Annotated in this window: 13 protein-coding genes; 4 read left to right on the forward strand and 9 right to left on the reverse strand. The window is 74.8% G+C overall.

Going from position 1 to position 13,010, the window contains the following annotated elements:
• Positions 1 to 18: 18 nt before the first annotated feature.
• The 3 genes from FB380_RS16030 to FB380_RS16040 form a co-directional block, all read right to left on the reverse strand.
• On the reverse strand, positions 19 to 291 hold the full coding sequence (locus tag FB380_RS16030; protein ID WP_208383650.1) for a hypothetical protein: 273 nt from the start codon (positions 289 to 291) through the stop codon (positions 19 to 21).
• A gap of 113 nt (positions 292 to 404) precedes the next feature.
• Entirely contained in the window at positions 405 to 2,603 is a 2,199-nt protein-coding gene (locus tag FB380_RS16035; protein ID WP_229681918.1) for a heavy metal translocating P-type ATPase, read from the reverse strand.
• 2 nt (positions 2,604 to 2,605) lie between these two features.
• A complete protein-coding gene (locus tag FB380_RS16040) occupies positions 2,606 to 2,917 on the reverse strand; it encodes a DUF1490 family protein (protein ID WP_166756373.1) in 312 nt (103 codons plus the stop codon).
• A 206-nt stretch (positions 2,918 to 3,123) separates the two neighbouring features.
• On the opposite strand from FB380_RS16040, the gene FB380_RS16045 reads away from it, so the two are divergent.
• The 3 genes from FB380_RS16045 (at position 3,124) to FB380_RS16055 (ending at position 5,259) form a co-directional block, all read left to right on the forward strand.
• Positions 3,124 to 4,026, forward strand: a complete 903-nt coding sequence (locus tag FB380_RS16045) for a permease (RefSeq protein ID WP_208383651.1) — start codon at positions 3,124 to 3,126, stop codon at positions 4,024 to 4,026.
• On the forward strand, positions 4,023 to 4,733 hold the full coding sequence (locus tag FB380_RS16050; protein WP_166756374.1) for a TIGR03943 family putative permease subunit: 711 nt from the start codon (positions 4,023 to 4,025) through the stop codon (positions 4,731 to 4,733). Before FB380_RS16045 ends, FB380_RS16050 begins: the two co-directional genes overlap by 4 nt.
• 103 nt (positions 4,734 to 4,836) lie before the next feature.
• Complete coding sequence (locus FB380_RS16055; RefSeq protein WP_166756375.1) at positions 4,837 to 5,259, forward strand: Fur family transcriptional regulator; 423 nt, start codon at positions 4,837 to 4,839, stop codon at positions 5,257 to 5,259.
• A gap of 27 nt (positions 5,260 to 5,286) precedes the next feature.
• On the opposite strand, the gene mgrA is transcribed toward FB380_RS16055, so the two are convergent.
• The 5 genes from mgrA to FB380_RS16080 are packed head-to-tail and all read right to left on the reverse strand — an operon-like array spanning position 5,287 to position 8,947.
• Positions 5,287 to 6,324 (reverse strand): L-glyceraldehyde 3-phosphate reductase, encoded by a 1,038-nt coding sequence (gene mgrA, locus FB380_RS16060; protein WP_166756376.1) that lies wholly within the window; start codon positions 6,322 to 6,324, stop codon positions 5,287 to 5,289.
• A 28-nt stretch (positions 6,325 to 6,352) separates the two neighbouring features.
• Complete coding sequence (locus FB380_RS16065; RefSeq protein WP_229681919.1) at positions 6,353 to 7,243, reverse strand: pentapeptide repeat-containing protein; 891 nt, start codon at positions 7,241 to 7,243, stop codon at positions 6,353 to 6,355.
• A 7-nt stretch (positions 7,244 to 7,250) separates the two neighbouring features.
• A complete protein-coding gene (locus tag FB380_RS16070) occupies positions 7,251 to 7,727 on the reverse strand; it encodes a heme-degrading domain-containing protein (RefSeq protein WP_166756377.1) in 477 nt (158 codons plus the stop codon).
• Between the two features lie 3 nt (positions 7,728 to 7,730).
• Positions 7,731 to 8,594, reverse strand: coding sequence for a pyridoxal kinase PdxY (gene pdxY / locus FB380_RS16075; RefSeq protein ID WP_243851240.1), 864 nt, complete (start codon positions 8,592 to 8,594; stop codon positions 7,731 to 7,733).
• A 23-nt stretch (positions 8,595 to 8,617) separates the two neighbouring features.
• Positions 8,618 to 8,947 (reverse strand): putative quinol monooxygenase, encoded by a 330-nt coding sequence (locus FB380_RS16080; RefSeq protein WP_166756378.1) that lies wholly within the window; start codon positions 8,945 to 8,947, stop codon positions 8,618 to 8,620.
• A gap of 172 nt (positions 8,948 to 9,119) precedes the next feature.
• Here FB380_RS16080 and FB380_RS16085 point away from each other — a divergent pair, with 172 nt between their 5' ends.
• On the forward strand, positions 9,120 to 11,867 hold the full coding sequence (locus FB380_RS16085) for an endo-1,4-beta-xylanase (RefSeq protein ID WP_208383652.1): 2,748 nt from the start codon (positions 9,120 to 9,122) through the stop codon (positions 11,865 to 11,867).
• 69 nt (positions 11,868 to 11,936) lie between these two features.
• On the opposite strand, the gene FB380_RS16090 is transcribed toward FB380_RS16085, so the two are convergent.
• A complete protein-coding gene (locus tag FB380_RS16090) occupies positions 11,937 to 12,893 on the reverse strand; it encodes a PfkB family carbohydrate kinase (RefSeq protein WP_166756379.1) in 957 nt (318 codons plus the stop codon).
• Positions 12,894 to 13,010: the final 117 nt, after the last annotated feature.

The following is a 13,010-nucleotide window of genomic DNA, read 5'->3' on the forward strand; positions in this document are numbered from 1 at the left end:
CCCCGACCACCCCGCCGGTCACGAGTCGCTCCCGGGCGAGGCGAAGGCGCGCTGGACGTCGGCCACCGAGATCCAGTCGGCGGGCAGCGGGACGGTCCGGCTCAGCCGGTCGCCCGGGCGCAGGACGGCGAGGACGGTCTCGACCGGCGCGCAGCCGGCGTCCCGGCAGCGGAGCTGGGAGACCAGCACGGTCTCGTCCGCGCCGAGCCCCAGGGTCGTGCGCACCCACCGGCGCAGCCGGTCGAGGACGTCGGGGGGCACGGGGGCGGGACGCGCGGCGAGGGGTTGCATGGCCGGAGACTAGCCATGATGACAATCATTCTCAACAAGAGGCCGACCGGAGGGGTGGCCGGGTGGCGCCGTCCGGCCACCACCCGACCGTCCCCGTGCAGCGGCGCTGCCGGCTACCGGGCGGGCTCCGGTCGTCCGGCGCCCCGGTGCCGGACGAGCCGGGCCGAGTTGACCGCGACGGCGACCGACGAGGCGTTGTGCAGCACGGCAGCGAGCACGGGGGACAGCGCCCCGCCGCCGGCGACGGCCAGCCCGACCCCGTTGACCGCGATCGACATGCCGTAGTTCTGCCGCACCACGCCCAGCGTCTGCCGGCCCAGCTCACGCAGGTCCAGCAGGTGCCGCAGGTCGTCGCCGACCAGCGCCACGTCGGCGGTCTCCACCGCCACGTCGGTGCCGGAGACCCCCATCGCGATGCCGATGTCGGCCGCGGCGAGGGCCGGGGCGTCGTTGGTGCCGTCGCCGACCATCGCGACGGTGTGCCCCTCGGCCTGCAGTGCCGCGACGACGTCCTGCTTGTGCTCGGGCAGCACCTCGGCCCGCCACTCGGTCACCCCGAGCTCGGCGGCGACGGCGGCAGCGGTGCTCTCGTGGTCGCCGGTGAGCATCACGATCCGCTGCACCCCGGTGGCCCGCAGCGTCTCCAGCACCTCCCGGGACTCCGGCCGCACCTCGTCGCGGAGGCTGACCAGCCCGACCAGCTCGCCGTCGACGGCCAGCAGCAGCGGGGTCTCCGCCGCGGCCCGCAGCCGGTCGAGCCAGCCCTGGGCCGCGTCGCCCACGGCCACGCCCTCGCTGGCCATCAGCGGCTCGCTGCCCAGCAGCAGCACGCGGCCGTCGGCCTGGGTGCGCATGCCCAACCCGAGCAGCACCTCGCACTCCTCGTGCGGCGGGATGAACACGTGCCGCTCCTCGGTGGAGCGGATCACCGCCTGGGCCAGCGGGTGGCGGGAGTGCACCTCGGAGCTGGCGGCGTAGCCGAGCACCCGCTCGGGCGTCCAGTCGTCGGAGAAGGAGACGACGTTGGTGACCACCGGACGGCCGATGGTCAGCGTGCCGGTCTTGTCGAAGACGACGGCGTCCACCCGGCCGGCGGCCTCCAGGTGCGCGCCGCCCTTGATCAGCAGGCCGCGGGAGGCGCCGTTGCCGATCGCGGCGCTGACCGCGGTCGGCGTGGCCAGCCCGACCGCACACGGGCAGGCGATCAGCAGCATGGTCATCGCCCGCCGCACGTCCCGGGTGACCAGCCAGGTCAGCCCGGCGAGGGCGAAGGAAGCGGGCACGAAGCGGCGGGAGAAGTTCTCGCCCACGGTCTGGATCGGCGCCCGGTCGTCGGTGGCCTGCTCGACCCGGGCGATGATCCGGCCGATCGCGGTGTCCGAGCCGGTGGCCGAGGCGCGCACCACCAGCCGGCCGCGCAGGTTGACCGACCCGGCGTGCACCGTCGCCCCCGGGGTGACCTGCACCGGCAGCGGCTCGCCGGTGATCGCGGCCTGGTCGACCACGCCGGTGCCCTCGACGACCACGCCGTCGACCGGCAGCGTCGTCTGGTCGTGCACCACGACGAGGTCGCCGACCCGCAGCCGGGCCAGGTCGACCTGCCGTTCGACGTCGGGCTCGCCCGCCTCCCCGGGCAGGATCACCCAGGCGGTGGTCTCGGTGCCGGCCAGCAAGGCGGAGATCGCGCGGCGGGTGCGGCGCAGGGTGACCGACTGCAGCCACTCGCCGATGTTCAGCAGCCACAGCACGGTCAGCGCCACGACGTTCTCCCGCAGCAGCAGGCTGGCGATGGTCGCGGCGGTGACCAGCGCGTCGGTGCCCGCGCTGCGCCTGCCGGCCAGCGCGCCGGCGGCGCCCTTCACGAACGGGTAGCCGGTGAAGATCGTCAGCGCCGTCGCCACCAGCCGGCTGCGCCCGGTGAGGACCGGCGGCCGGCCGAACCCGTACCGGCGCACGCCCAGCAGGGCCAGGGCGGCACCGCCGACGGCGATCCGCACCAGCTCCCCGTTGGCCACGTCCGCCGACCGCGGCGCCCGCGCCACCTCGGCGGCCGCAGGCAGCGCAACGGCCGAGGCCGCCACCCGCAGCACGTCGGCCCGGACGTCGTCCTCGGCGTCGGCGTCGGCGTCCAGCCAGACCAGCACCTGACCGGTCACCGGGTAGGCGTGCGCGGTGCGGACGCCGGGCACCGCGTCCAGCAGGTCCTCCAGCGCCACCGCCCGCGCGGGTGCACCGGTCAGCGCCGGGACGGCGAGCCGCAGCCGGCCAGCGGCGTCACTGACCAGCCGGGCGGTGCCGGTCGCCGTCTCCACGGTCAGTGCTGGTGGTCGTGGCCGCCGGAGCGGTCGGCCGGCGGGGGCACCTGCTCACCCAGGTCGGCGTAGGCCTGGGCACGGACGTCCCCCGCGGCGAGCCGGGCACGCTCCACGCCGACCTCGGCGCGGCGGGCCCCGCGGATGCCCCACTTCGTCGCCCCGACCGCCAGGCGGCGGGGCAGGCTGCCGGTCTCGCCGCGCTCGGCAGCGCGGACGACGGCCACGCCGACGACCCCGGTCGCCACCGTCCCGGCCGCCTTGCGCAGCACCCGGCCGGCGGTCGCGCCGCGGTTCTTCTTCGTCTCGCTCATCGACGTGCTCCTCGATCGGTCCGTCTGGGGGGTCTCACATGAGATCGTGGGTCCGCCCACGGTAACGGGACTCATCGTCAACGCGCGGAGGGGAGCCGGTCATCGCCGAGGTCCGGGTCGACGGTAGCCGGGTCGGGGACGGGCGGGCGCCCACCCGGGCCGGTGGGCGCAGCACCGACCTGCTGGGTGGGCTGGTCGCCGTCCTGGTGCTGCTGCACTTCCTCGCCCCCGCCTCCCTGCAGCAGCCGGTGGTGCTGGCCTGGAGCACCGTCTTCGTCGCCGTCTGCCTGCAGGCGCTGCCCTTCCTGGTGCTGGGCGTGGCGCTGTCGGCAGCGATCAGCACGCTGGTGCCGCCGTCCTTCTTCACCCGGGCGCTGCCCCGCCGGCCTGCGCTGGCCGTGCCGGTGGCCGGGGTGGCCGGGGTGGTGCTGCCCGGCTGCGAGTGCGCCTCGGTGCCGGTCGCCGGCAGCCTGGTGCGGCGCGGGGTGACCCCGGCGGCGGCGCTGGCCTTCCTGCTCGCAGCCCCGGCGATCAACCCGGTGGTGCTCGTCGCCACGGCCGTGGCCTTCCCCGGCCAGCCGGAGATGGTGGCCGCCCGCTTCCTGGCCTCGCTGGGGGTGGCGCTGGTGATGGGCTGGCTGTGGACCCTGCTGGGCCGCAGTGAGTGGCTGCAGCTCGCCCGGCTGCCCGCCGCGGCGCCGGGGCTGAGCCGGCTCGCCGGCTTCCGCGAGGCGATGGCGCACGACCTGGTGCACGCCGGCGGCTTCCTGGTCGTCGGCGGTGCGGCCGCGGCGACGTTGGGGGTGCTGGTGCCGCGGAGCTGGCTGGAGCAGGTCGCGGCGTCCCCGGTGCTCGCGGTGCTGGTGCTGGCGGCCCTCGCGGTGCTGCTGGCGATCTGCTCGGAGGCCGACGCCTTCGTGGCGGCGAGCCTCACGTCCTTCTCGCTCACCGCCCGGCTGGCGTTCCTCGTCGTGGGTCCCGCCGTCGACGTGAAGCTGATCGCGCTCCAGGCGGGCACCTTCGGCCGCGGCTTCGCGCTCCGGTTCGCGCCGGTCACCTTCGGCGTCGCGGTGCTGCTGGCGGTCGGGGTGGGGGCGGTCCTGCTGTGAGCAGCCGCCCGGACCGGACCACCCAGCACGTGCTCCTCCTGCTGCTCGGCGTCGTCGTCCTGTTCGTGGCCGGCAGCGACCGGTACCTGGACTACGTGCGGGCCGGCTTCCGGCCGCTGCTGCTCGGCGCCGGGGTGGTGGTCGTGCTGCTCGCGGTCGCCGGGCTGCGTCGACCTCGGGGCGGGGTGGAGCACGACCACCCGGGCCCGGCGGTCGGGTGGCTGCTGGCCGCGCCGGTGGCGGTGGTCCTGGTCGTCGCTCCGCCCGCGCTCGGCTCGTACTCCGCCGGCCGGCAGTCCGCAGCCCCGGTCGCGGTGCCCGCCCAGCCGTCGTCGGCGGGCATCGGGGCGGACGATCCCGGCAGCGACCACCGGACGATGACGCTGTTCAGCTACCACGTCTGGTCACTGGCCCCGGACACCAGCGCGCTGGAGGGGCGCCGGGTCCGGCTGGTCGGCTTCGTCTCGCCCCGGGCGGCCGGCGGCTGGTACGTCACCCGCTTCGACATCAACTGCTGCGCCGCCGACGCCACCGCCCTCCGGGTGGCCGTGCCGGACGGGCCGGCGGCGTTCGAGCCCGACCAGTGGGTGGAGGTGGTCGGCACGCACGTCCCGCCGCAGGTGGACCCGGCGGTCGGGTACCCGGAGCCGACGATCGACGCGACCTCGGTGGCCGCGGTGGAGGCGCCGGCCGAGCCCTACGAGTGAGCCCCGCAGTCGACAACAGTTCTCACATGCTCCTATCCTCATGCGAAGACCGCCGGGCTCTTCCGCACCACCACGCGGGCCGCCTCGACGAGGAGACGACCAGATGATCCGCAACACCCGCCAGCGCACCGCCGTCAACGCCGTCTTCGACGAGCTCGAGGGCTTCCACAGCGCGCAGGAGGTGCACGCCCGGATGCGCGCCGCCGGCGACTCGATCGGGCTGTCGACGGTCTACCGGGCCGTCCAGGCCCTCGTCGACGACGGCGAGCTCGACTCGATCCGCACCGACGCCGGTGAGGCGATCTACCGCCGGTGCAGCACCCGGCACCACCACCACCTGGTGTGCCGGGTCTGCGGCCGGACCGAGGAGGTCGAGGGCCCGACCGTCGAGCGCTGGGCCGACCGGGTGGCCGGCGAGCACGGCTTCGTCGACGTCACGCACACGCTGGAGATCTTCGGCACCTGCGCCGCCTGCCACCGCGCCGCGGCGGCCGCCGAGGCGCCGTCGGCCGACCGGCCGGGCTGAGACATCCGGCCGGCCGCCTCGGCGACCTCAGGCCGAGGCCTCCCGGGCGGCCTGCCAGAGGTCGATGCCGGCGTCGACGGCGTGCTGGTCGATCGCGGCCAGCTCCTCGGAGCTGAACTCCAGGTTCTCCAGCGCGGCGACGTTCTGCTCCAGCTGCCGCACGCTGCTCGCCCCGATCAGCACCGAGGTGACCCGCGGGTCGCGCAGCGCCCAGGACAGCGCCAGCTGCGGCAGGCTCTGGCCGCGGGCCTGGGCCAGCTCGTTCAGCGCCCGCACGTGCGTGACGTACTCGGGGGTGATCATCCCCGGGTCCAGCGACTTGCCCTGGTCGGCCCGCGAGCCCGCCGGGACGCCGTCGAGGTACTTGTCGGTGAGCATGCCCTGGGCCAGCGGGGAGAAGGCGATGCAGCCGGCGCCCACGTCGGCGAGGGTGTCCAGCAGCCCCTGCGTCTCGATCCAGCGGTTCAGCATCGAGTACGAGGGCTGGTGGATCAGCAGTGGCGTCCCCAGGTCGGCCAGGATCGCCGCCGCCTCCGCGGTCATCTCCGGGGAGTAGCTGGAGATGCCGGCGTAGAGGGCCTTGCCCGACTGGACGGCCGTGTGCAGCGCGCCCATCGTCTCCACCAGCGGCGTCGTCGGGTCGGGTCGGTGGCTGTAGAAGACGTCGACGTACTCGACACCCATCCGTTGCAGTGACTGGTCCAAGCTGGACAGCACGTACTTGCGGGAGCCGCCGCCCTGCCCGTACGGGCCCGGCCACATGTCGTAGCCGGCCTTGGTGGAGAGGACCAGCTCGTCGCGGTACGGGCGGAAGTCGTCGGCCAGGTGCCGGCCGAAGTTGGTCTCCGCGCTGCCGTAGGGCGGGCCGTAGTTGTTGGCCAGGTCGAAGTGGGTGATCCCCAGGTCGAAGGCGCGCCGCAGGACGTCCCGCTGCCGGTCGAAGGGGACGTCGTCCCCGAAGTTGTGCCAGAGCCCGAGGCTCACGGCCGGCAGGTCCAGGCCGCTCCTGCCGGTGCGCCGGTAGGTCATCGAGTCGTAGCGGGTGCTCTCCGCGCTGTAGGCCATGGGCAGATCGTGCCCGGCGGGCCGCCGGTCAGCGACGACGGGGGCGGCGGCCGCGGCTCGGGGGTGCGGCTGACCTGGAAGTCGACCAGTGCGCGGGCCGGGTCAGCCACTCCGGCAGCGTCGTGCCGCCGTCCCCGAGGGCGGCGGTCAGCTGCGGCTGGGTGAGGAACAGCGCACCGGTGAGGTCGGCGCCCCGCAGGTCGGCAGCGCGCAGGTCGGCACCCAGCAGGTCGGCGTGGCGCAGATCGGCACCGCGCAGGTCCGCCCCGATCAGGTACGCGCCCCGCAGGCTGGCCCCGTGCAGGTCCGCACCGCGCAGCGCCGCGCCCATCAGGTCGGCGCCGCGGCGGTCCCGGGCCCGGCCGGGCACGTCGGCCCGGACGGCGTCGCTGACCCGGCCGAGCAGCTCCCCGACCTCGCTGCGGTACGCGGCGGCGTCCAGCGCGGCCAGCTCGTCGGCGCCGGTGCCGGTCAGCTGCTCGGTGCGGGTGCGGGCCGCGGTCACCTCGGTGTGCAGCGGCCCGGCGGGCAGCAGTGCGGTCGCCTCGGTGAGGTACCAGAGCAGCTCGGTCAGCTGCCGCATGACCGGGAAGACGGCGGCGGTCGCCGCCCGGGTGGCGGCGTCGGTGCGCCAGTCCGCGCCGCCGAACACGTCCTGGGTGACCCGCTGGCCGGCCCCGAAGCAGTCGAACACCGTGCAGCCGGGGAACCCGCGGTCGCGCAGCCGGTCGTGGATGCCGCACCGCGAGTCCGGCTGCAGGTTCGGGCAGGGCGTGCCGGCCGGCTTGTCGATGGCGAAGTCCGCCGAGGCGGCGAACGCCGGGAGGACGCAGCACAGCCCGTTACAGCGACTGCAGTCAGCGGTCAGGTCCCGCCGGGCGTCGGCCAGCAGCGGCAGGAGAGGACGCGGGTCGGGCACGGTGCGGTCAGGCGCCCTGCTGGGACACGAGCGCGCGCAGCGCGGCGACGACCATCGCGTGGTCCTCGACCTGCGGCAGTCCGGAGACCACCACCACGCCCACCGGGCCCACGCCGCGCACCAGCAGCGGGAAGCCCCCGCCGTGCGCCACGTACTGCTGCGGGTCCAGCCCGAACTGCTCCTCGAACGTCGTCCCGGCCTCGCGGGAGCGCTGGCCGACGAAGAGGGAGCTGTGCCCGAACCGGTGCACGGTGGCGGCCTTGCGCGCGATCCAGGCGTCGTTGTCCGGCGTCGCCCCGGTCATCGCGGCGTGGAAGAGCTGGTGGGAGTGCCGGGAGACCTCGATCGCCACGGGCAGCCCGCCGTCCCGGGCGCGGGCCACCAGGTCGGTGCCGAGGGTCCAGGCGTCGTCGTTGGTGAAGCTGAGCAGCTGCAGCTCCTCCTCCTGGGCGGCGAGCTCGGCGAGGGGCGGGAAGTCGCTCATGGGTCAGACCTCGGTGACGTCGAAGGTGCGGGTGGGGGTGACGTACTCGTCCTGCGCGGCGACCAGCAGGATCTCCCGGGAGCCCGCCTCCGCGGTCAGCCGCAGCAGGCCGAACACCGACGCAGCGGCCCGGGCCAGCGCGTCGCCGGCCGACCGGGTCCTCAGCCAGTGCGCCAGGAAGAGCGCGGCGATCGCGTCGCCGGCCCCGTTGACCGACAGGTCCAGGCGCGGGGTGCGCACCCGGAAGTGCCGGCCGCCCTCCGACGCCAGCAGGTCGACGGCGTCGTCCGGGGTGTCCTCGGCGACCAGCGAGGTGGTCAGCACCACGCGCGGGCCCAGCGCCTGGACGGCGGACACGGCGTCCTTGACCGACGCCAGCGACCGGGTCTCGGACTGGGAGAGCAGGTCCAGCTCGTAGTGGTTCGGGGTGACGATGTCGGCGGCCGGGACGGCGACCTCCCGCATGAACTCCGGGATGCCGGGCCGGACGAAGACCCCGCGCCCGACGTCGCCGATCACCGGGTCGCAGCACCAGACGGCCGCCGGGTTGGCGCTGCGCACCTTGGCCACCGACCCGAGCACGGCGTGGCCGATGTCGGCCGACCCCAGGTAGCCGGAGAGCACGGCGTCGCAGCGGGCGAGCGCGCCGCGGTCCTCGATGCCCTGCACGACCTCGTCGACGGCCTGCCCGTCGAACACCCGGCCGGTCCAGGCGCCGTAGCCGGTGTGGTTGGAGAACTGGACGGTGTGCACCGGCCAGACCTCCACGCCCAGCCGCTGCAGCGGGAACACCGCCGAGGCGTTGCCGGCGTGCCCGTAGGCGACGTGGGACTGGATCGACAGGACGTTGACCATGCGCCAGAACATCGCACACCGGCCGCCCGGTCCGGTCAGCCGCGGGGCTGGACCTCGCCCATCGGGCCCCAGCCGGCCAGGTCGGGGGAGTCGACGAACATGATCGACGGCGTCGCCGACACCCAGTCGGGCATCTCCGAGATCGCCTTCTGGAAGTGGTCGGAGGCGGTGTGCACCGCACCGGCCTCGGCGTCGCGGAAGCCCTCCACGAGCACCCAGGTGTGCGGCTCCTCCACGCTGCGGGACCACTCGAAGAAGACGTTGCCCGGCTCGGCGCGCACGGCCTCGGTGAACTCCCGGACGAGCTCGGACCAACGCTCGTCGAACTCCGGACGGACCGGCCACTTCACCACGATGAGGATCACGGGTGCAGCCTAGGTCGCTCCCGCCGTCCGGTCGCGTCCCACCGGATGGGACGTCGTTGACCACCCCCGGTGTGGTGAGGTTCACTCTCTCGGGCCAGTACCGGAAGTTCTCGGAACTGGCCAGGTCACGCAGCAGCGCTGCTCGCGCACCGACCCGAGGAGAACGGGACACATGGGACGACGACGTCTGGGAGCCGGGGCAGCGATGCTCGGCATGGTCGCCACGGCGGGGGTGGTCGCGGCTCCGGCAGCCGGTGCCGCGCCGGCGACCGTGCACACGGCCGACTTCGAGCAGGACACCGGCGGCTGGTCCGGCCGGGGGACGGCGCAGGTCGCCCTCAGCACCGACCAGGCGCGCAGTGGTGCGCAGAGCCTGGCGGTCACCGGGCGCACCGACACCTGGCACGGTCCGGCGCTGGACGCCGCCGCGCTGCTGCCGGCCGGCAGCTGGGAGGTCGAGGCGTGGGTCCGGCTCGCCGACACCACGCCGGAGCCGGAGACCGACGTCGTGACGATGAGCGCGGCGCGCACGCCCACCGGGGGCGCGACCGCCTACGACACCGTGGCCTGGCAGGTCGCCGTCTCCGACAGCGCCTGGACCCGGGTCAGCGGCACCTACGAGTTCGGCACGAGCAACAGCGGCCTCGAGCTGTACCTGGAGAGCCCCGACGCGACCCAGGCCTTCTTCGTCGACGACGTGACGATCACCGGCGAGGCCGCCGGCCCGGTCCAGCCGGGCACCCGCACCGACCTGGCCACCGACTTCGAGAGCGGCGCCGGCGGCTGGGGCCCCCGCGGCGACGCGCAGGTCGCCACCACCACCACCGACGCGCACGCCGGTTCCACCAGCCTGCTGGTCACCAACCGGCTGCAGGCCTGGCAGGGCCCGGCGCTGGACGTCACCGACGGGCTGGCCGTCGGCGAGACCGTGCAGGTCTCGGTCTGGGCGAAGCTCGCGCCGGGACAGGCGCCGGCGTCGCTCAAGGTCTCGGTCCAGCGTGACCGGGCCGGTGCGTCGACCGCCTACGAGGGCGTCTCCGGCGCCGCCGCGGTGGTCACCGCCGACGAGTGGACCGAGCTGCGCGGCACCTACACGCTGGGCGCGGCGATCGACACGGCGCAGGTCTACGTCGAGGGCGACGTCGGCGTCGACTTCCTGATCGACGACTTCGCCCTGACCGGCTTCACCGAGACCCCCCTGCAGGACGTCCCCGGGCTCGCCGACGTGCTCGGCGAGGACGGCTTCGAGCACGTCGGTGTCGCGGTCGACCAGCGGGAGACCGTGGGCCGGCCCGCCCAGCTGGTGCAGCGCCACTTCGACGCGATCACCCCGGAGAACGACGGCAAGCCGGCCGAGATCCAGCCGGTCGAGGGCACCTTCACCTTCGGCGACCTGGACGCGCTGCTCGACTTCGCCGACGCCACCGGCACCGACGTCTACGGGCACGTGCTGGTCTGGCACAGCCAGACCCCGGACTGGTTCTTCCTCGACGGCGACCGCCCGCTGACGAACAGTCCGGCCGACCAGGCCCTGCTGCGCGCCCGGATGGAGGCGCACATCAAGGCGATCGCCGACCACGTCGACGCCCGCTACCCCGACGGCGACAGCCCGATCTGGGCCATGGACGTCGTCAACGAGGTCATCGCCGACGGCGACAACGCCAACCCGCACGACATGCGGGACAGCCGCTGGTTCCAGGTGCTCGGTGAGGGCTTCGTCGACGAGGCCTTCCGGCTCGCCGACCGGTACTTCCCGGACACCGCGCTGTTCATCAACGACTACAACACCGAGATGCCGACCAAGCGGGCCGACTACCTCGACCTGGTCGCCGGCCTGGTCGAGCGGGGCGTCCCGATCGACGGGGTGGGCCACCAGGCGCACGTCGACTTCGCCCGTCCGGTCTCGTGGCTGGACGACTCGCTGACCGCCGTCGAGCAGCTCAGCGCCCGCACCGGGACGCCGCTGCTGCAGGCGATCACCGAGCTGGACGTCAGCGACTCGAAGGAGAACAACGGCGCCGACGTCAGCAACGGCACCGTGCCGCAGCACTCGCCGGCGATGACCGACCAGGACGCCGCCGAGACCGAGCTCGGGTACTACTACCGGGACCTGTTCGACATGCTGCGGGGCCACGCGGACTCGATCGAGTCGGTGACCTTCTGGGGGATCAGCACGGGCCGCAGCTGGCTGCGCACCTGGCCGGCGGCCCGGCCGTGGGAGTCACCGCTGCCCTTCGACGACGACCTGCAGGTGCTGCCCGCCTACTGGGGCATCGTCGACCCGGCGCAGCTGGCACCGCGTCCGGCAGACCAGCTCCCGCCGCGGATCGCCGGCACCGACGACGTGGCCGCCGACTCCACCAGCCCCGCCGGTGCCCGGGTGCAGTACCGGCTGCCGGAGGCCGCCGACACCCGGGACGGCGCCGTGACGCCGGACTGCGCGCCCGCGCCGGGCACGCTGTTCCCGATCGGCACGACCGAGGTGAGCTGCACGGCCACCGACAGCGCGGGCAACACGTCGAACCCGAGCACCTTCGACGTGGTGGTCACCCCGCCGGCGACGGAGACCGAGCTGTACCAGCAGATCAACAACGGGCCGGTCGTCCGGGCGAACGCCAGGCAGACCGTCCAGCTGGTCGTGCAGTTCGGCAACCGGGGCCGGGGCGTGCTGCTGGGCGACTCGTTCGAGTACTCCTGCACCCAGACGGCGGGCCCGGCGCTGGCGCTGGACCTGGCGCCCGGGTCGGCCCGGCAGGTGGCCAACCGGGACTACCCGGCCGGCCAGAACGGCAACGTCACCCTGCGGGCCCGGCCCACGCAGGTCGGCCAGGCGACCTTCGACTGCACGATGTCGATGACCGACAGCAAGGGTGCCCCGGTGAGCAGCACGACGACGGTCACGATCGACGTCCGACGCTGACCACCGGCTGACCGCACGGACGCACAGAGCCCCCGCCCACCGATCGGTGGGCGGGGGCTCTGTGCGTCCTCAGCGCCGCGCGGCCGTCAGCTCGGCGAGGGTCGGCGGGTCGGCCCCGGGGCGGGTGCAGGCGAGGGCGGCGACCAGCGCAGCGTCGTCCAGCAGGGCGATCAGCTCGGGTTCGGGCAGGTCGCGCAGCTGCGCGGAGGTGAGCACGCCGGTGCGGGCCAGCCCGGCGAACAGCCCGGCGGCCAGGCTGTCGCCGGCGCCCACGGTGTCGACCACGGTCACCGACGGCGGCTGCACCCGCAGCACCGCGCCGCCGGGGCGGGCCGCCCGCAGCGCGTCCCCGCCGTCGGTGACGACCACCAGGGACGGCCCCTCGGCGGCCCAGCGGACGGCGGCCTCGTCCAGGTCCGCACCGGGCTCCAGCCACGCGAGGTCCTCGGCGCTCACCTTGACCACGTCGGCGACCCGGCGCAGCTCGGTCACCTGGGCGCGGACCGCGTCGGCGTCGGTCACGAGGCTCGGGCGCACGTTCGGGTCGAAGCTGACCAGCGCGGTGCCCTCGGCCCGCACCCGGCGCACCAGGTCGGCGATGGCCAGCGAGCCCGGCGGGGTCCAGCTGGAGATCGACCCGATGTGCACGATCCTGGTGTCGGCCGGCCAGGCCGCGGCCAGCTCCGCCGCCGTCCACTGCCAGTCGGCGGCACCCACGGTGTGGAAGGAGTAGCTGGCCGACCCGTGCTCGGCCAGCTCGACCACGGCCAGGCTGACCGGTTCGGGGGCCGGCAGCATCGCCTCGGTCGCGACGCCGTTGCCGGCGGCGTGCTCGCGCAGCAGCGCCCCGAACGGACCGGGGCCGACCCGGGACATCAGGTGCGTGGCCGCGCCGAGTCGGGCGGCCGCCACCGCGACGTTGAGTGCGTTGCCGCCGGGGAAGGCGGTGTACTGCGGCGGTGCGCCCGGCGTCGGGTCCCCGGAGGGGATCAGGTCGATGACGAGCTCGCCGCAGACGGTGATCACGGCCACACGGTAGCCGCGGCCTCGGGGCGGTCGGCGGGCGTCCTCCCCGGATCGGGTGGTCTGCGCGGCGACCGCTCAGCAACCGGCGCGGCGCTGCCGATGCACCGGGATCGGACG

It is taken from the genome of Modestobacter marinus (genome assembly GCF_011758655.1).
Taxonomy (GTDB): Bacteria; Actinomycetota; Actinomycetes; order Mycobacteriales; family Geodermatophilaceae; genus Modestobacter; species Modestobacter marinus.

Coding starts and splice junctions, on each gene's coding strand:
- FB380_RS16030 (WP_208383650.1), bottom strand. CDS start 291: ATGCAACCCCTCGCCGCGCGTCCCGCCCCCGTGCCCCCCGACGTCCTC.
- FB380_RS16040 (WP_166756373.1), bottom strand. CDS start 2,917: ATGAGCGAGACGAAGAAGAACCGCGGCGCGACCGCCGGCCGGGTGCTG.
- FB380_RS16055 (WP_166756375.1), top strand. CDS start 4,837: ATGATCCGCAACACCCGCCAGCGCACCGCCGTCAACGCCGTCTTCGAC.
- mgrA (WP_166756376.1), bottom strand. CDS start 6,324: ATGGCCTACAGCGCGGAGAGCACCCGCTACGACTCGATGACCTACCGG.
- FB380_RS16070 (WP_166756377.1), bottom strand. CDS start 7,727: ATGAGCGACTTCCCGCCCCTCGCCGAGCTCGCCGCCCAGGAGGAGGAG.
- pdxY (WP_243851240.1), bottom strand. CDS start 8,594: ATGTTCTGGCGCATGGTCAACGTCCTGTCGATCCAGTCCCACGTCGCC.
- FB380_RS16085 (WP_208383652.1), top strand. CDS start 9,120: ATGGGACGACGACGTCTGGGAGCCGGGGCAGCGATGCTCGGCATGGTC.